The following is a 17,181-nucleotide window of genomic DNA, read 5'->3' as shown; positions in this document are numbered from 1 at the left end:
CTACGGCCGTTCGCGGGGCCGTACCACTGTGTCCGGGCCTGGGGACATGACTGTCTCGTGTCCGTCCTCGAAGCGCACCCGGTACGGAGGGAGTCCGTTCGTGCCGAGTACCTCCACGACTTCCGCGACCCGGTCCCGCTGACCCACGATCCTGCCGTGCATCAACAACCGGTCACCCACGCTGGCTCGCATCGCCACTGACCTCCAGAGGTCGGGTTCGAGCGGCCAAGTCTAGTTGCGGACAAGGGAGTTGAACCCACCACGCATCAGACATGTCAGCTGCGCACCCGCTGCGTCACCGCGATGCACACCAGCACCGCCACCGCCGCCACCGGTGCCGCCACCGGCAGTACCTCGCCGAGCAGCAGCACGGACCACACGAGCGTCAACAGCGGCTGTGCGAGCTGGAGTTGACTTGCGCGGGCGACTCCGATCTCGGCCATTCCCCGGTACCAGACCACCAGGCCCAGGAACTGCGACCCGACCGCCACCCACAGCAGCCCGGCCACCGCCGTGCCCGTCAGGTGCAGCGGCTCCACGGCGAGCGCGACCGCGGCCGTCGGCACCGCCACCGGCAGGCACAGGATCAGCGCCCAGCCGATGACCTGCCAGCCCGGCATCTCCCTGGCCAGCCGCCCGCCCTCGGTGTACCCGGCCGCGCAGACGAGCAGCGCCCCGAACAGGTAGAGGTCTCCGCCGGACAGCGCGCCCCCGCTCTGCTGCACGGTGAAGGCGATGACGACCGCCGCCCCGACGAGCGCCGCCGCCCAGAAGGCGCGCGACGGCCGGTGCCCGGTGCGTACGGCGGCGAACACCGCCGTGGTCAGCGGCAGCAGGCCCACCACCACGGCCGCGTGGGACGTCGTGGACGTCTGGAGCGCCAGGGTCGTCAGCATCGGGAAGCCGAGCACGACGCCGATGCCGACGACGGCGAGGCCGCCCCAGTGCCGCCGGTCGGGCACGGGTATCCGCAGGGCGAGCAGCGCGCCGCCCGCGACGAGGGCGGCCAGGATGCTGCGTACGGAGACCAGCGTCCAGGGCCCGAAGCCCTCAAGGCCCCAGGCGGTGGCGGGGAAGGTGAGGGAGAAGGCGACCACGCCGAGGGCGGCGAGCAGGGTGCCGCTGCGGGCCGTTCCTCCGCGGACGCGCACAGGGACGGGCACACGGACGCGCACACGGGCGGGCACACCGACGGGAACACGCCCAGGAGCAAGGCCAGAAGCGTGGTCAGGAGCCTCCGGCGAGCCGCCAACTGCTATCGCCTTGCCGCCAGTAGCGCTATTCTCTACGTTCATGCATGAGCGTAGCAGCGTCGCTGAACTGGCATCAGCCCTTCGCGCGGATCTTCACCGCTACTCCCCCGGTGGAAAGCTGCCGTCAAGTCGGGCCCTGGTCGAGCAGTACCGGGTCAGCCCCGTCACCGTCTCCCGGGCCCTGGCCCAGCTCGCCTCGGAGGGGCTCGTGGTGACCCGGCCCGGTGCGGGCGCGTTCCGCGTCGAGGACCGCCGTGCGGAGGCCCGTACCCCCGGGGACACCTCCTGGCAGGAGGTGACGCTCAGCGCCGAGGGCTGCACCGACCGCACGCCGCGCACGGTCGACGCGTCGGGCCTCCTGGCCACCCTCTCCGCGCCCGCCTCCGGCGTGATCGAGTTCAACGGCGGCTACCTGCACGCCTCCCTCCAGCCCGAGCAGGCCATGGCCGCCGCCCTCGCCCGGGCCGGCAGGCGGCCGGGTGCCTGGGGGCGGCCGCCCGTGGACGGCATTCCCGAGCTGCGGGAATGGTTCGCCCGGGGCGTCGGAGGGGCGATCACCGCCGCCGACGTCCTGATCGCGGCCGGTGGCCAGAGCGCGCTGACCACGACCCTGCGCGCCCTCGCGCCGCCCGGCTCCCCGGTGCTGGTCGAGTCGCCGACGTACCCGGGGATGCTCGCGATCGCGCGGGCCGCCGGGCTCCGCCCGGTTCCGGTGCCCGTGGATGCCGACGGCGTACGTCCCGACCTCCTGGAGGCCGCCTTCCGGGCCACCGGCGCGCGCGTCTTCGTCTGCCAGCCCCTCTTCCAGAACCCGACCGGCGCGGTGCTCTCCGCCGAACGCCGCCCGGAGGTCCTGCGGATCGCGCGGGCGGCGGGGGCCTTCGTCGTCGAGGACGACTTCGTACGGCGTCTGGTCCACGCGGACGCGGGGCCGCTGCCCCGCCCGCTCGCCTCCGACGACTCCGACGGCGTCGTCGTCCACGTCTGTTCGCTCACCAAGGCCACCTCGCCGAGCTTCCGCGTCTGCGCGCTCGCGGCCCGGGGCCCGGTCCTGGAACGCCTCCGCGCCATCCAGGTGGTGGAGAACTTCTTCGTCCCCCGCCCCCTCCAGGAGGCGGCGATCGAACTGGTCGGCTCCCCCGCCTGGCCCCGCCATCTGCGCACGGTCTCCGCCGAGTTGCAGGGCCGCCGCGACACCATGGTCTCCGCGCTGCGCCTGCACCTGCCCGGGCTGGCTCTCCCCCACGTGCCGTCCGGCGGTTACCAGCTGTGGCTGCGCCTGCCCGACGGCGTGGAGGAGCCTGCCCTGACGTCCGCCGCGCTCCGCGCCGGGGTGTCGATCGCCCCTGGCCGCCCGTACTTCAGCGCGGAGCCCCCGGCGGACCACGTACGGCTGAGCTTCGCCGCGGTGTCGAGCACGGCCGAACTCACCGAGGGAGTAAGGAGGTTGCGCACCGCGTACGACGCCCTGACGGCCTCGGGAGCTACCTGAGCCGCACCTCCACCGCATGCTCGCGCAGGACGTCGAGGGCGGAGTCGAAGTACGCGACGAGGTGGGTGCGGGCGACGTCGGAGTGCCCCCACTCCAGGACGAAGGGAGCGGTGACGCCGAAGCCGCCGCTGAGACAGTCACTGAGGGCGTCGAGGTTGCCCCCGAAGTAGCCTCCTGGGCCGTTGACGGCCTCCCCGAGGGCGAGGAAGAGGGCGGAGCGGTCGGTGATGTGACGCCCGTCGAGGGCGTAGGTCCTCCCGGCTTCCTTGTCGGCCCCCGCCCCACCGGGCCGCGCGAAGTACCGCGCCTGTACGTCGGCGAGCCGGGTGCGGCGCTCCTCGGGGCTGAGTTCGGTCCAGGGGCCGGGAAGGGTGTCGTCGCTCATGGGGGCATTCTGCGGGGGAACCGGCCCGTCGGCGCGTGGGGGGGCGACCCGACCGGGGCGTGGGGCCGTGTCCCTGCGCGGCGCGCGCCCGGCCACGCCCTCAGTAGTGGTCCGCCACCACCCTCCCCATCGCCCCGACCCGATCCGCCCCCACCTCTCGGGCGGAGAAGAAGACATGCCCCCCGACCTCCGGATACGCCCCCGCCAGCGTCAGGTGCCGCGACAGCTCCGCCGGGTCCTGCCACGGCGCGAACTGCGCCGGGTCACCCGCCTTGTACAGGGCCTCGCCCACGTACAGGGCGACCCCCGTCCCCCGCACCGCCCCCGCCCACCACCGCACCAGCTCCGCGTAGTCCGCCACCTCGTACCCCACGTGCCAGTACAGCTGCGGGCAGACATAGTCCACCCAGCCCTCCCGCACCCACTTCCGCGTGTCCGCGTACAGGTCGTCGTAGGTTCCCACGCCCGCCCGGGTCGCGGACCCCTCCGGGTCGGCCGCCGCGTTCCGCCACACGCCGAAGGGGCTGACCCCGAACCGCACCCCCGCCCGCACCCCCCGGATCCGCTCCCCCATCTCCTTCACCAGCACGTCCGTCGTGTGCCGCCGCCAGTCCCCCACGGAGGCGAACCCGCTCCCGTACCGTGCGAAGGCGTCGGCATCGGGGAAGACCTCCCCCGCCACCGGGTACGGATAGAAGTAGTCGTCCCAGTGCACGGCGTCCACCGCGTACCGCCGCACCGCGTCCAGCATCGCGTCCTGCACGAAGCGGCGGACCTCCGGCAGCCCCGGGTGGTAGTACAGCTTTCCGCCGTAGGGAACCACCCATCCCGGGTGCAGTCGCGCCGGATGGGTCGCCGCGAGCCTTGTGGGGTCTGTGTGATTCGCCACCCGGTACGGGTTGAACCAGGCGTGCAGCTCCAGACCCCGTCGGTGGGCCTCCTCGACGGCCGTGCCGAGGGGGTCCCAGCCGGGGTCCTCGCCCTGCCGCCCGGTGAGGCATTCGGCCCAGGGTTCGTACGGGGAGGGCCACAGCGCATCGGCCGTCGGCCGGACCTGGAAGATGACCGCGCTGAGCCGCATCTCCACCGCCCGGTCCAGGTGAACCAGCAGCTCAGCGCGCTGCCGCGCCGCACTCAGCCCCTTCTTCGACGGCCAGTCCCGGTTCGCCACGGTGGCCAGCCACATCCCCCGCATCGCCCTCTCCCCCGCGCCCGTGCCGCCCACCGCGCCGGCGGTCACCGGGACGGCCGCCGACCCCCTGCCGAGCGCCAGCGCCGACAGGGCTCCGGCCGCGCCCGCCACAAGCCTCCTTCGTGCGACATGTCCCACAAAACCACCCCTCACCACTCCGGTACGGACCCGCTTCCGGGCCCAGCATGCCCGCCCTCCCGGCCCCGGCCCGGCAGGCGCGGAGTAACGTCGGGGGTTCGTGGCGGGCCTCGTCGGAGACACCGGCCGGGCCCCCGGGACACCGATACGTTGACCAACGTTGACCAAAAGCGTGAACCAAGAACGCGACCGTAGAGCGAAAGGCACGATGTGACCGACATCGAACGCGTCGGAGTGGTGGGCTGCGGCCAGATGGGCGCCGGCATCGCGGAGGTGTGCGCCCGCAGCGGCCTTGAGGTCAAGGTCGCCGAGACCACGGGCGAGGCCCTGGAGATCGGCCGTACACGGCTCTACAACTCCCTCTCGAAGGCCGCCGAGCGCGGCAAGATCACCGAGGAGGAGCGCGACGCGACGCTGGCGCGCCTGAGCTTCACCACCGACCTCGGCGAGTTCGCCGACCGTGACCTCGTGATCGAGGCCGTCGTCGAGAACGAGCAGGTCAAGACGGAGATCTTCCAGGTCCTGGACCAGGTCGTGACCCGCCCGGACGCGATCCTGGCCTCCAACACCTCCTCCATCCCGCTGGTGAAGCTGGCCGTCGCGACGTCCCGCCCGGACGCCGTGATCGGCATCCACTTCTTCAACCCGGCCCCGGTGCAGAAGCTCGTCGAGCTGATCCCGGCCCTCACCACGTCCGAGGGCACCATCAGCCGGGCGCACGCCATGGTGGAGAAGATCCTCGGCAAGCACGCCATCCGCGCCCAGGACCGCTCGGGCTTCGTGGTGAACGCGCTGCTGATCCCGTACCTGCTGTCGGCGATCCGGATGTTCGAGTCGGGCATCGCGTCCCGCGAGGACATCGACAACGGCATGGAACTGGGCTGCGCCCACCCGATGGGTCCGCTGAAGCTGGCCGACCTGATCGGCCTGGACACGGTCGCCTCGGTGGCGGACTCGATGTACGACGAGTTCAAGGAGCCGCTGTACGCGGCCCCGCCGCTGCTCCAGCGCATGGTCGACGCGGGCCGCCTCGGCCGCAAGACGGGCTCGGGCTTCTACCCGTACGGATAGGCACGGACACGCCGCGCGCCTACCCCGTACGGCTGGCCACCCAGCGTCACCCGCCGCGTCCGCGCCCCCGCACTCTCCTGATTCGCACGGAGTGTGCGGGGGCGCGCGCGGTGTGCGGGGCGTGCTCGCATATGCCCCGAACACACGCTCCCGCCCTGCCCGCAAAGGGAGTTGACTCACCGTCACAACCCGTGAATCGACTCTCCCGTGAAGGAGCGGACATCGTGACCACCGACCCCGAACAGAGCGTGGTCGTAGAGGACATCGCCGAAATGCGCCGTCGCCTCGACGTGGGTCTCACCCACATCGAGGGACGGCTGGCCCTGCACACGCTGCGCGACGACCAGAACGACAAGGACCTCGCCGATCTGATCGCCCGCGTCAGCGTGCTGGAACACTCCCGGTGGCCGTTGCCCGCGGTGGCGGCGCTCACCGCACTCGGTGCGCTCGCCGTCGCCGTGTGGCAGGCCATCGGTCGCTAGACACCGTACGCACGACACCCGTACGCACTGCGCCGTACGTACTACCTGCTGGAGCCGGAGGCCAACTCCCCCTGGCCCAGCCTGAGGTGATGCAGCATCAGCAGCCCGGCCGCCATGTTGGCGGCCGGGACCTCACCCCGGGCGATCATGTCGGGGATCAGCTTCAGCGGTATCCACTCACGGCGCGAGGACTCGAAGTCGTCCTCGGGGTAGCCGATGTACGTGGCCCCCTGGGCCCAGTACAGGTGGTGCCGGGCGTCGGTGAGGCCGTTGGACGGCTCGACGGTGAGCAGGTGGCGCAGCGGCCCCGGCCGCCACCCCGTCTCCTCCTCCATCTCGCGCGCCGCTGCCGCTTCGACCTCCTCGCCGTCCTCGACGACGCCCGCGGCCAGTTCCCAGCCCCAGCTGTCGGTGATGAAGCGGTGGCGCCAGAGCATCAGCACCTCGTTCGCCTCGTTGACGGCCGTCGCGACGGCGACCGCGCGCAGGCGGATGAGGAAGTGGTCCAGATGACGGCCGTTGGGGAGTTCGACGTCCGCGAGATTCACCCGGAACCACGGGTTCTCATACACAGTTTGTTCGTTTAGGTTCGTCCACTGCACAGTTCTGCCACCTTCCGGCATGTAGATGCACGTAGATGGCAACATCGCAGTAGCGCAGCGCTGGGGGAACCAGCGCCCGACGGCCCTTTGCAGGTGCCTTACAGGGGAATGCGCAGTGCCCCGTCGATCATTTCGGCCGCCTCGTCGGCCTCGGCACAGCCACTGGCCGCCAGATGTTCGCGCACGGCCCGCAGCCGGTCTCTCAGCCGCTGGGACTCCATGCCCCGCGCCTGCTCGGCCATCTCGACCGCGGTGGCCACGGCTCGGTCGGCCTCCCCCTGCCGCAGTTCGACGTGGGTGAGGATCGCGAGCCGGTGCACCCGGCCGCGGTCGTGTGCGCGGGTGTCGACCGCCGCCGCCGCATGCTCCCGCGCGGTGGTGAGGTCCCCCATGCTGAGCAGCGCCTCCGCCACCTGCACGTTGACCAGGCCCGGTTGTACGTACCCGGTCTCGTCCGGCTCGCTGCCGGGGCGGATGCGGTCGGCGGCCTTCTCGGCCCGCCGGATGCAGGCGAGCGCGCTCGCCCCGTCCCCGAGGTGGGCGTACGACTTGGCCTGCATCGCGTAGAGGTCCGCGGCGAGCGCCGGGGTGACTTCACGCCCGGCCGTCCGCAGCGCCGCCTCGGCGAAGGCGACCGCCTGGCGGTACTCCCGCATGAACAGCGACTGGTTGACGAGCAGAGCGATGACGTACGCGCCGAGCCCCCGGTCGCAGCTGGCCTTGGCGAGCCGCAGTGCCTGGTGGAAGTACCGCTGGGCGAGCCCCTGGGCGTCGGAGTCGTACGCGCAGATGCCCGCGATGGCCACCAACCCGCCGGTGGCGCGGTGGAGTTGACGACCCGTCGCGTCGTTGTAGCCGCCGCGCAGCAGGGGCGCGGTCTCGGAGTTGAGGAAGCCGACGACACGGGTGCGGGTCGCGATGCCACCGGCCTTGCGGTACATCAGCTCGTAGTGCGCGCGGGCACCCTTGAGGGTCTCGATGTCCGCGAGGTTCACCTGGGCGAGACCGGACCTCGACACGTCGCTGTCCTCGGGCGGGTTCTCCCACTCCCAGACCGGCATCACGGCGGGCGTGCCCGTGACGGCGGGTGCGCCCAGGACGTGCGGGCGCTGCTGTTCGTCGGAGCGCCACAGCGCGGTGGCCCGTTCCACGAATCCGGAGAGGGTGGAGCTGGAACCTCCGTCGGGGGAGACCGACTCCCCCGGCATCCCGCCCAGTCCGATGTCGTCGAGGGCGACCTGCCGGTGCAGCCGGGAACTGAGCACCTCGCAGATCAGGTCGGGTGCCTGGCCGCGCGGTCGCTGCCCCTTGAGCCACCGGCGGACCGCCGTGTGGTCGTACCGGAGCGCCAACCCCCGTTTCCCGCCCGCATGGTTGACGCGGGCCGCGAGACCCGCTTGGGAGATCCCCGCTTCGTCGAGCAGGGCGTCGAGGAGTGCATTGGGCTGCATGGGAGCGCCTCCGGCTGACTCGGTCCTGACCAGCGTAGTACCGGGGCATTCACACGGGGGGTGAACGGAATACCCGCATCCACAGCCTTCACCCACTCCCGCCGCACCCCACGAATCGGTTGACTGAACTGCCTCGCAAGAGGCGGCCGGGCCGTCGGCTCCCCCCTCCATCAGTGCGGCGGCCCGATCCCCACCCCCGCCCGTCCCGCCCGGCCGACCTGCACCCCCGTGGCGGGGCGGGCGGACGCCGTGACACCCTCCCAGTCGCCGTGACATCCCCTCTGCTGTCGGGCAGTTCAGTTGCGCGAGGGTTCGGGGCACTGCTGCCGGGCGGCCGTCCCGCCCTGGGTCGGCACCCGCAGCCGGTCGTTGCGCAGCACCACCAGCGCCACGTCGTCGAAGACCTGGCCGCCGGTGTGCCGCAGCAGGGCGTGCTGGACCCGTTCGACCACCGTGGACGGCGAGGCCGGGAGTACGGCCGCCGCCCCGGCGAGGGCGTCCCTCAGCGAGAAGAACCTGCCCTGCGCGTCGCGGGCGTCCTCCGCGCCGTCCGTGTGCAGCACCAGCAGTTCCCCGGGCAGCAGCCTGACGCAGCGTCGTACGGGCAGGTCGGCGGGGAGCGGAAAGGGGCCCAGCGGCGGCAGCGGGTCACCGCCCGCCACCTGCTCGGCGGTCCTGCGCAGCCGATAGGGCCACGGATGGCCGCAGTTGAGCGCCAGCACCTCGCCGTCCTCCTGGATTTCGAGGAGCAGGACGGTGACGAACTCCTCCACCAGGTCGCTGTCGGGCTCGACCCCGCCCGTCTCCGGGTGTTCCTCGCGGGAGCGCTCCCGCAGATGACGCCCGAGGGCGCGCTCCAACCGCCGCATCACACCGCCGAGTTCGGGCTCGTCGTGCGCGGCCTCCCGGAAGCTGCCGAGGAGGGCCGCGACCGCCGCGATCGCGGGCAGCCCGTGCCCCCGTACGTCTCCGACGACCACCCGCACGCCGTGCACCGTCGACATCACCTCGTACAGGTCACCGCCGACGGCCGCCCCCTCACTGGCGGACAACTGCCCTGCGGCGAGGGCGAGTCCGTCGAGCCGGGCGGGCAGCGGGCGGAGCAGCACCTGCTGGGCGGCGCGCGCCACCTCCTTCGCCCGGCGCAGGTCCCGCAGCGGTCCGATCCGCATCCGCAGTATCAGGACGGCCCCGGCCAGCAGGAAGCCGAGGCAGGTGACGAGGTCGGGCAGGACGCCGGGACGGTCGGAGAGCGGGCAGAACAGTTCCCACAGGACGACGACGGCGACCCACAGGCCGAGCAGCGTGGCCAGGCACGCGGACCGCGCCCAGGCGACGGCCCGGCGCACCGCCCGGTGTCCGAAGCCTTCTCCGTACCGCCTGCGCGCTCCGCCCCCGCACCGCCGCGCCACCCGGTGCCACGCGTTCCGATGCACCGTGCGCGCCGGGCTGTCGCCGTACCGGGGTTCCGTCCTGTGTCGGATCATTTCCGGACGGCCCCCTCGGAGCGATGCGCAACGGTACGGCCGGTCGGCCGGAACGATTGTGTCTAGCGTTCGTTCCCCTATGCGTACATCGCCCCCACATCTCACCCAAATGAGTGAGGGGCACACCCGTGTCCCGGATGTGCCCCTCGGTAACGCCCTCAACGGGCGTCACTCATGCGGGTACGGCCCCGCCGTCTGCGCGTGTCACGCGCCGCGCAGCACGGCTCCCGTGTGCTCGGCCGCCAGCGCCACCGCCGCGTCGCGGGCGGCCGTGGCCTCTTCGACGGTGAGCGTGCGGTCGGCGGCGCGGAAGCGCAGCGCGTACGCGAGGGACTTCTTGCCCTCGCCGAGCTGCTCGCCGGTGAAGACGTCGAACAGGCGGATGTCCTCCAGGAGTTCACCCGCACCCTGACGCAGCCAGTCCTCGACCACGACGGTGGGCACGCCCGCGTCGACGACCAGGGCGACGTCCTGGGTGGCGACGGGGAAGGTGGAGATCCGGGGCGCCTGGAGCGCACCCTGACCGGCCTTCTCCAGCACGTCCAGGTCCAGCTCCATCGCGCAGGTGCGCTCGGGCAGGTTCATCGCCTTGTTGACGCGCGGGTGCAGCTCACCGGCGTATCCGATGACCTTCTCCTCGCCGTCCACGACGACGGAGAGCGCGGCGCACCGGCCCGGGTGCCACGGCTCCGTGGCGCCCTTGGCGACGATCAGCTCGGCACCGGCCTCGCGGGCCAGCGTGCGGGCGGACTCGATCGCGTCGGCCCAGGTCGCCGGGCGGCCCTTGCCCCACCAGCCGGACTGCTCGCGGGCGCCCGCGAGGACGACGGCGGCGTGCCGGGGCTGGGCGGGCAGCGAGGCGTTGAGCTGCGCGATCTCCTCGTCGGTCGGACGGCGGTCGACCGGCAGGCGCACGGCCCGGGTCTCCTCGCCCGACGGCAGGAAGACCAGACCGGTCTCGAAGAGCGCCAGGTCGTGGCTGCCGCGCCCGTCGTTGCGGCGCAGCGCGCCGAGCAGGCCCGGGAGCAGCGTCGTACGGAGCGCGGGCTCCGTGTCGGCGAGGGGGTTGACCAGCTTGACGGTGGAGCGGCGCTCGTCGTCGGCGGCCAGCTGGAGCTGGTCGAAGGCGGCGTCCCCGACGAACGGGTAGTTCAGCGCCTCGACGTAACCGGCACCCGCCAGCGCGCGGCCGACGCGGCGGTGCAGGCGCTGACGCTCGGTGAGGCCACGGCCCGACGGCGGGGTCGGCAGCGTGGAAGGCAGGTTCTCGTACCCCTCCAGCCGGATGACCTCTTCGGCCAGGTCGTTGGGGAACGCCAGGTCGGGACGCCAGGACGGCACGGTCACGACGAGCTCGTCGGAGCCGTAGACGTCGCAGCCGACCTCCTGGAGGCGGCGCACGACGGTCTCGCGGCCGTACGCGACGCCCGCGACGCGGTCCGGGTGGTCCGCCCTCATGGAGATCGAGCGGGGCGCGGAGGGCGCGATGACCTCGGTGACCCCGGCCTCGGCGGTGCCGCCCGCGAGCAGCACCAGCAGGTCGACGGTGCGCTGCACGGCGGCGGGGCCGGCCTGCGGGTCGACGCCGCGCTCGAAGCGCTTGGACGCCTCGGAGGTCAGCTTGTGACGGCGCGAGGCCCGCGCGATGGTCAGCGCGTCGAAGTGCGCGGCCTCGATGACGACGTCGGTCGTCCCCTTGGCCTCACCGGTTTCGGCGTCGATCTCGACGTCGGCGACCTCGGTGTTCGCACCGCCCATGACACCGGCCAGGCCGATCGGCCCCCGGTCGTCGGTGATGACGAGGTCCTCGGCGTCCAGGACGCGCCGGGCGCCGTCGAGCGTCGTGAACTTCTCGCCCTGCTCCGCGCGGCGGACGCCGATGGTGCCCTGGATGCGCGAGCGGTCGTACGCGTGCAGCGGCTGACCCAGCTCCAGCATCACGTAGTTGGTGATGTCGACGGCGAGCGAGATCGGGCGCATGCCCGCCTTCTGGAGGCGTCGCTGCATCCAGATCGGCGAACGGGCCTCGGGGTCGAGCCCGGTGACCGTACGCGCGGTGAAGCGGTCGCAGCCCTGCGGGTCGCTGATCTTCACCGGGTAGCCGTACGCGTTCGGCGCGGGGACGTCGAGGAGCGCCGGGTCGCGCAGCGGCAGCCCGTACGCGGTGGCCGCCTCGCGGGCGATGCCGCGCATCGACAGCGCGTAGCCCCGGTCGGGGGTGACCGCGATGTCGAGCACCTCGTCCACGAGCTCAAGGAGCTCGATGGCATCCGTACCGGGCTCGTACTCCATCGGCAGCACGATGATGCCGTGCGTGCCGTCGTCGCCCATGCCCAGCTCGTCGCCGGAGCAGATCATGCCGTGCGAGGTCCTGCCGTACGTCTTGCGCGCGGCGATCGCGAAGTCGCCGGGCAGCACGGCGCCCGGGAGGACCACGACGACCTTGTCGCCGACGGCGAAGTTGCGCGCGCCGCAGACGATCTCCTGCGGCTCGCCGGTGCCGTTGGCGGAGCCCACGTCCACCGTGCAGAAGCGGATCGGCTTCTTGAAGCCCTCCAGCTCCTCGATGGTGAGGACCTGGCCGACGACCAGCGGGCCCTTGATGCCGCCGCCGGTCTGCTCGACCGTCTCGACCTCAAGTCCTGCGGACACCAGCTTGGCCTGCACGTCACGGCCGGTCTCGGTGGCGGGGAGGTCTACGTACTCCCGCAGCCAGGAAAGCGGGACCCGCATCAGATCTCCATCCCGAAGGGCCGAGTGAAACGCACGTCACCCTCGACCATGTCTCGCATGTCTTCCACGTTGTGCCGGAACATCAGCATCCGCTCGATGCCGAAGCCGAAGGCGAACCCGCTGTACTTCTGGGGGTCGACGCCGCAGGCCGTGAGGACCTTCGGGTTGACCATGCCGCAGCCGCCGAGCTCGATCCAGCCCTCGCTGCCGCAGGTGCGGCAGGGACGGTCCGGGTTGCCGACGGACTCGCCCCGGCAGACGTAGCAGACCATGTCCATCTCGGCGGACGGCTCGGTGAAGGGGAAGTAGTTCGGGCGCAGCCGGGTCTTCATGCCCTCGCCGAAGAGTGCCTGGACCATGTGGTCGAGAGTGCCCTTCAGGTCGGCCATGGTGAGGCCCTCGTCGACGGCCAGCAGCTCGATCTGGTGGAAGACCGGGGTGTGCGTGGCGTCGAGCTCGTCGGTGCGGTAGACGCGGCCGGGGCACACGACGTACACGGGCGGCTCGCGGCGCTCAAGGAGCGCGCGGGCCTGCACGGGCGAGGTGTGCGTGCGCAGCACGACACCGGACTCGTCGTTCTTCCTGCCGTCGGCACCCTGCACGAAGAAGGTGTCCTGCATCTGCCGCGCCGGGTGGTCCGGCACGAAGTTCAGGGCGTCGAAGTTGAACCACTCGGCCTCGACCTCGGGGCCCTCGGCGACCTCGTAGCCCATCGCCACGAAGACGTCGGCGACGCGCTCCATGAACGTGGTCAGCGGGTGCCGGGCGCCGGCCGGGACGCGGTCGTACGGCAGCGTGACGTCGACGGCCTCCTCGACCAGCACGCGCTCGTCGCGCTCGGCCTCCAGGACCGTCAGCCGGGCCGCGAGGGCCTTGTTGACGGCGCCGCGCGCCATGCCGACGCGCTTGCCCGCCTCGGCCTTGGCCTGGGGCGGGAGCGCGCCGATCTCGCGGTTGGCGAGGGACAGCGGCGAGGTGGGCCCGGTGTGCGCGGTCTTGGCGTGCGTCAGCGCGTCGAGGTCGGCGGCGGCCTCGAAGGCGGCCAGCGCCTCGTCCCGCATGCGCTCGATCTCTTCGGGTTTCAGCGCCTCGACCTCGACAGGGTCGTACGACTTATTGGGTGCGGACATCTCTTCCCGTACTTCCGATGGCTGGTGGGCGGCCCCGCTCGACACGTGTGAGGACGCAAAGGTGCCAAAGGTCGAGTCTAAAGGGCCGTGGGACGCGAAGGAGCCCGTGGGGCGCTCAGGCCAGATAGGCGGGAGCCCCGACGGGCAGGATAAATCGGAATTCGGCGCCGCCGCCGGGCCCTCGGCCGACCGTGATCGTGCCGCCGTGCGCCTCGACGATGCCCTTGACGATGTACAGGCCAAGACCGGTTCCGCCGCGCTTGCTGCCCCGCCAGAAACGGGTGAAGACACGGCTCAGCGACTCCTCGGGAATTCCCGGGCCTTCGTCGCTGACGGTCACGGCCGTTCCCTTCTCGTCGTCCTTGGCTGTGGCGGGCGCCACCTCAATGGTGACCATTCCTTCGCCGTGGCGCACCGCATTTTCCAGCAGGTTCCCGAGCACCTGGTCGATCTTGTCGGGGTCGGCCCACAGGTCGGGCAGCGGCTGCTCGATCCGCACGAGAAAACGATCCGCGTTCTGACCTGCGGAAATACGCGCGTGAACATGGCGTCCCACGGCGGTGGCGACATCGACGGGCTGCCTGCGCAGTTCCAGCCGCCCGGTGTCGATCCGCGCGATGTCCAGCAGCTCGGCGATCAGCCGGGCGATGCGGTCGGCGTCGTTGTCGACGGTCTCCAGCATCATCAGCTTCTGGTCGTCGGTGAAGCGCTCCCACTTCCTCAGCAGGGTGCGCGTGAACCCCTTCACCGAGGTCAGCGGCGAGCGCAGCTCATGGGCGACGGTCGCGATCAGCTCGGCGTGACTGCGTTCGGTTCGCCGCCGCGCCTCGGTCCCGCGCAGCGACACCACGACCCGCCGTACGGGTCCGCGCGGCCGCTCCCGTACGTACCGCGCGGAGACCAGCACCTCGCGCCCGCCGGGCAGCAGCAGGTTCCGCTCGGGCTGCCCGCCTCGGATGGCGAGCCCTTCGTAGGGATCGGTGAGCGTCCACCAGCGGCGCCCCTTTAAGTCCTCCAGCGGGAGGACGTCGACGAGGGCGCGCCCGAGCGCTAAGTCGGCCGGGACGGCGGTGATGCGGGAGGCGGCGGCGTTGAAGCAGATGACGCGGCCACTCTCGTCGGCGACGACGAGACCGTCGGGAAGGTCGTCGGGGCCGATCCCCGACATGCCCAACTCCCTTGCCACAGCGGCCTGTTCAGTGACTTCCGCGACCATCCCCGTACCCCGCCTCATCAGTAGAGCGCAGTAGGCCCCCGAGCCCGTCACCCTACTCCGACCGGAGGCCCCTCAGGCAGGGTTGCGTACCCGCTGTGCCCGCGCGGACGCATAGAGGCACACGGCGGCTGCCGTAGCGAGGTTCAGGCTCTCGGCCTTGCCGTGGATCGGGACGCGGACCACGGCGTCGGCGAGCGCGCGGGTCTCCTCGGGCAGGCCCCATGCCTCGTTGCCGAAGACCCAGGCGGTGGGGCCGCCCATGGTGCCCGCGTCCAGCTCGTCGTCGAGGTCGTTGTCGCCCGCGCCGTCGGCGGCCAGGATGCGTACGCCTGCCGCCTGGAGCTTCGCGACGGCCTGCTCCACCGGCACCCCGACGGCGACCGGGAGGTGGAAGTGCGAGCCGACGGACGCGCGCACCGACTTCGGGTTGTAGAGGTCCACGGAGGCGTCCGTCAGCACGACGGCGTCGGCGCCCGCCGCGTCCGCGCAGCGCAGCACCGTACCGGCGTTCCCGGGGTCGCGGACGTGCGCGAGGACGGCGACCAGCTTGGGCTTCGCGGCGAGGATGTCCTCGAACGGGGAGTCCAGGAAGTGGCAGACGCCGACGATGCCCTGCGGGGTGATGGTCTGCGAGATCTCGGCGAGGACGTCGTCCCCGGCCAGGTGCACCCGGGCCCCGGTCTGCTGGGCGGCCTCGACGATGTCGGCGTACCGCTCGGCGGTCTCCACGGTGGCGAACAGCTCGATCAGCGTCGGCTGCCCGTCCGGGCCCCGGTGCCCGACGGCCTCGCGTACGGCCTGCGGCCCCTCGGCGATGAACCGGCGCTCCTTGCCCCGGAAACTGCGCTTGGCCAGCCGCTTGGCGGCGGTGACGCGGGGGGAACGCGGGGAGATCAGCTCGGGGGTGCCCATGGGTGTGCGGCTCACTTCTTCTGCGTACGTACGAAAGGGGCGGGCTGTGCCCTCCCGGGAAACGAACCGGACCCGCAGGCACGGCGTGCGTGCGGCTGCGGGTCCGGCTTCAATGCCTGAAGGGGCGTGGCGCCTGGAATTAGGCGGCGGCCTTCGGGGCGTTGACGTCGCTGGGGAGCGCCTTCTGGGCGACCTCGACGAGCGCGGCGAACGCGTTCGGGTCGTTGACGGCCAGCTCGGCGAGGATCTTGCGGTCCACCTCGATGTTGGCGGCGTTCAGACCCTGGATGAGGCGGTTGTACGTCATGCCGTTCTCGCGGGCAGCGGCGTTGATGCGCTGGATCCACAGACGGCGGAAGTCGCCCTTGCGCTTCTTGCGGTCGTTGTAGTTGTAGACCAGGGAGTGGGTGACCTGCTCCTTGGCCTTGCGGTACAGGCGCGAACGCTGACCGCGGTAACCCTTGGCGGCTTCGAGGATTGCCCGGCGCTTCTTGTGGGCGTTTACTGCGCGCTTGACGCGTGCCACTTTGACTCCTTGTAGCGGGGTCGTGGGGGGTGTTCACACGACCCGGAAATGAATTGGTCCCGGTCTCGATCCAGCGCCTCCGGTACGGGGACCGAAGGCAGCGGGATCACTTGCCGAGAAGCTTCTTGATCTTCGCGGCGTCGCCCGGGGCCAGCTCAACGGTGCCGGTGAGGCGGCGCGTCACGCGGGACGACTTGTGCTCAAGCAGGTGGCGCTTGCCGGCGCGCTCGCGGAGCACCTTGCCGGAGCCGGTGATCTTGAAGCGCTTCTTGGAACCGCTGTGCGTCTTGTTCTTCGGCATCGCGCCGTATCTCCTCGTCAGTGCCGCTCCCCCGGTCCCCGGTGCGGGCACCGGACTGCGGGAGCGTCAGATCTTTGATGGGGGTTTCCGGTCGGAAATCCTGGGGCCGCCTGGATGGCGGCCCCGTGGATCACACCTCGGAAGGCGCCTCGGCCGGAGCCTCGGCAGCTGCTTCGGCGACGTCGTCCGCGGGCTCGTCGTCGTGGGCGGTGACGCCCTGACGCTCCGCCTTGCGGGCGGCCTGGGCCTCGCGGGCCTCGGCCATCGCTTCGGTCTTCTTCTTGTGCGGGCCGAGAACCATGATCATGTTCCGGCCGTCCTGCTTCGGGTTGGACTCGATGAAGCCCAGGTCCTCCACGTCGGAGGCGAGTCGCTGAAGCAGCCGGAAGCCAAGCTCGGGACGGGACTGCTCACGACCACGGAACATGATCGTGATCTTGACCTTGTCACCCTGCTTGAGGAACCGGACGACGTGACCCTTCTTGGTGTCATAGTCGTGCGGGTCGATCTTCGGGCGGAGCTTCATTTCCTTGATGACCGTGTGCGCCTGGTTCTTGCGCGCCTCACGGGCCTTCATGGCCGACTCGTACTTGAACTTGCCGTAGTCCATGAGCTTGCACACGGGCGGACGGGCGGTCGCCGCGACCTCGACGAGGTCGAGGTCGTACTCCTGCGCCAGTTCCAGGGCCTTCGCGAGCGGGACGATGCCCACCTGCTCACCGCTGGGTCCGACGAGGCGTACCTCGGGAACGCGAATCCGGTCGTTAATGCGGGGCTCGGCGCTGATGGATCCTCCTCAGTAGCACCACA

17 protein-coding genes are annotated in these 17,181 nt (G+C 71.5%); 3 read left to right on the top strand and 14 right to left on the bottom strand.

Going from position 1 to position 17,181, the window contains the following annotated elements; genetic code table 11:
* Both OG897_RS12960 and OG897_RS12955 read right to left on the bottom strand, forming a co-directional pair.
* Positions 1 to 192, bottom strand: a complete 192-nt coding sequence (locus OG897_RS12960; protein ID WP_266655884.1) for a DUF1918 domain-containing protein — start codon at positions 190 to 192, stop codon at positions 1 to 3.
* A gap of 83 nt (positions 193 to 275) precedes the next feature.
* Positions 276 to 1,295 carry a DMT family transporter gene (locus OG897_RS12955; RefSeq protein WP_266655882.1) on the bottom strand — a complete coding sequence of 340 codons (1,020 nt, stop codon included), beginning with the start codon at positions 1,293 to 1,295 and terminating at the stop codon, positions 276 to 278.
* Here OG897_RS12955 and OG897_RS12950 point away from each other — a divergent pair.
* A complete protein-coding gene (locus tag OG897_RS12950; RefSeq protein ID WP_266655880.1) occupies positions 1,294 to 2,745 on the top strand; it encodes a PLP-dependent aminotransferase family protein in 1,452 nt (483 codons plus the stop codon). The genes OG897_RS12955 and OG897_RS12950 overlap by 2 nt on opposite strands.
* Here OG897_RS12950 and OG897_RS12945 read toward each other — a convergent pair.
* Positions 2,738 to 3,130 carry a barstar family protein gene (locus tag OG897_RS12945; RefSeq protein ID WP_323188037.1) on the bottom strand — a complete coding sequence of 131 codons (393 nt, stop codon included), beginning with the start codon at positions 3,128 to 3,130 and terminating at the stop codon, positions 2,738 to 2,740. The two genes, OG897_RS12950 and OG897_RS12945, sit on opposite strands and share 8 nt — an antisense overlap.
* A 100-nt stretch (positions 3,131 to 3,230) precedes the next feature.
* The gene (locus OG897_RS12940; RefSeq protein WP_266656809.1) at positions 3,231 to 4,370 is read right to left on the bottom strand and encodes a glycoside hydrolase family 10 protein; all 1,140 of its coding nucleotides are present in this window, start codon (positions 4,368 to 4,370) and stop codon (positions 3,231 to 3,233) included.
* A 300-nt stretch (positions 4,371 to 4,670) separates the two neighbouring features.
* Between OG897_RS12940 and OG897_RS12935 the strand changes: the two genes are divergently transcribed.
* On the top strand, positions 4,671 to 5,531 hold the full coding sequence (locus OG897_RS12935) for a 3-hydroxybutyryl-CoA dehydrogenase (protein WP_266655878.1): 861 nt from the start codon (positions 4,671 to 4,673) through the stop codon (positions 5,529 to 5,531).
* Positions 5,532 to 5,755: 224 nt separating this feature from the next.
* Complete coding sequence (locus OG897_RS12930; RefSeq protein WP_266655876.1) at positions 5,756 to 6,013, top strand: hypothetical protein; 258 nt, start codon at positions 5,756 to 5,758, stop codon at positions 6,011 to 6,013.
* Between the two features lie 41 nt (positions 6,014 to 6,054).
* Here the strand turns inward: OG897_RS12930 and OG897_RS12925 are convergent, their stop codons facing one another.
* The 10 genes from OG897_RS12925 to infC form a co-directional block, all read right to left on the bottom strand.
* The gene (locus OG897_RS12925; protein ID WP_266655874.1) at positions 6,055 to 6,615 is read right to left on the bottom strand and encodes an NUDIX domain-containing protein; all 561 of its coding nucleotides are present in this window, start codon (positions 6,613 to 6,615) and stop codon (positions 6,055 to 6,057) included.
* A gap of 98 nt (positions 6,616 to 6,713) precedes the next feature.
* Positions 6,714 to 8,066: a transcriptional regulator gene (locus OG897_RS12920; protein ID WP_266655872.1), complete on the bottom strand. Its 1,353-nt coding sequence runs from the start codon at positions 8,064 to 8,066 to the stop codon at positions 6,714 to 6,716.
* 296 nt (positions 8,067 to 8,362) lie between these two features.
* On the bottom strand, positions 8,363 to 9,553 hold the full coding sequence (locus OG897_RS12915) for a PP2C family protein-serine/threonine phosphatase (protein WP_266655870.1): 1,191 nt from the start codon (positions 9,551 to 9,553) through the stop codon (positions 8,363 to 8,365).
* Positions 9,554 to 9,757: 204 nt separating this feature from the next.
* Positions 9,758 to 12,286: a phenylalanine--tRNA ligase subunit beta gene (gene pheT, locus OG897_RS12910; RefSeq protein WP_266655868.1), complete on the bottom strand. Its 2,529-nt coding sequence runs from the start codon at positions 12,284 to 12,286 to the stop codon at positions 9,758 to 9,760.
* Positions 12,286 to 13,416, bottom strand: coding sequence for a phenylalanine--tRNA ligase subunit alpha (pheS, locus tag OG897_RS12905; RefSeq protein ID WP_266655866.1), 1,131 nt, complete (start codon positions 13,414 to 13,416; stop codon positions 12,286 to 12,288). Before pheS ends, pheT begins: the two co-directional genes overlap by 1 nt.
* 115 nt (positions 13,417 to 13,531) lie before the next feature.
* The gene (locus OG897_RS12900) at positions 13,532 to 14,632 is read right to left on the bottom strand and encodes an ATP-binding protein (RefSeq protein ID WP_266656808.1); all 1,101 of its coding nucleotides are present in this window, start codon (positions 14,630 to 14,632) and stop codon (positions 13,532 to 13,534) included.
* A gap of 72 nt (positions 14,633 to 14,704) precedes the next feature.
* Entirely contained in the window at positions 14,705 to 15,544 is an 840-nt protein-coding gene (locus tag OG897_RS12895) for an RNA methyltransferase (RefSeq protein ID WP_266656807.1), read from the bottom strand.
* 139 nt (positions 15,545 to 15,683) lie between these two features.
* Positions 15,684 to 16,070, bottom strand: coding sequence for a 50S ribosomal protein L20 (rplT, locus tag OG897_RS12890; protein WP_266655864.1), 387 nt, complete (start codon positions 16,068 to 16,070; stop codon positions 15,684 to 15,686).
* Positions 16,071 to 16,176: 106 nt separating this feature from the next.
* Positions 16,177 to 16,371, bottom strand: a complete 195-nt coding sequence (gene rpmI / locus OG897_RS12885; RefSeq protein ID WP_189827454.1) for a 50S ribosomal protein L35 — start codon at positions 16,369 to 16,371, stop codon at positions 16,177 to 16,179.
* A gap of 130 nt (positions 16,372 to 16,501) precedes the next feature.
* Positions 16,502 to 17,158 carry a translation initiation factor IF-3 gene (infC, locus tag OG897_RS12880; protein WP_266656806.1) on the bottom strand — a complete coding sequence of 219 codons (657 nt, stop codon included), beginning with the start codon at positions 17,156 to 17,158 and terminating at the stop codon, positions 16,502 to 16,504.
* Positions 17,159 to 17,181: the final 23 nt, after the last annotated feature.

Source organism: Streptomyces sp. NBC_00237, assembly GCF_026342435.1.
Classification (GTDB): domain Bacteria; phylum Actinomycetota; class Actinomycetes; order Streptomycetales; family Streptomycetaceae; genus Streptomyces.
Note: the sequence above shows the minus strand (reverse complement) of the source record. Positions and strands in the feature narration are given on the sequence as shown.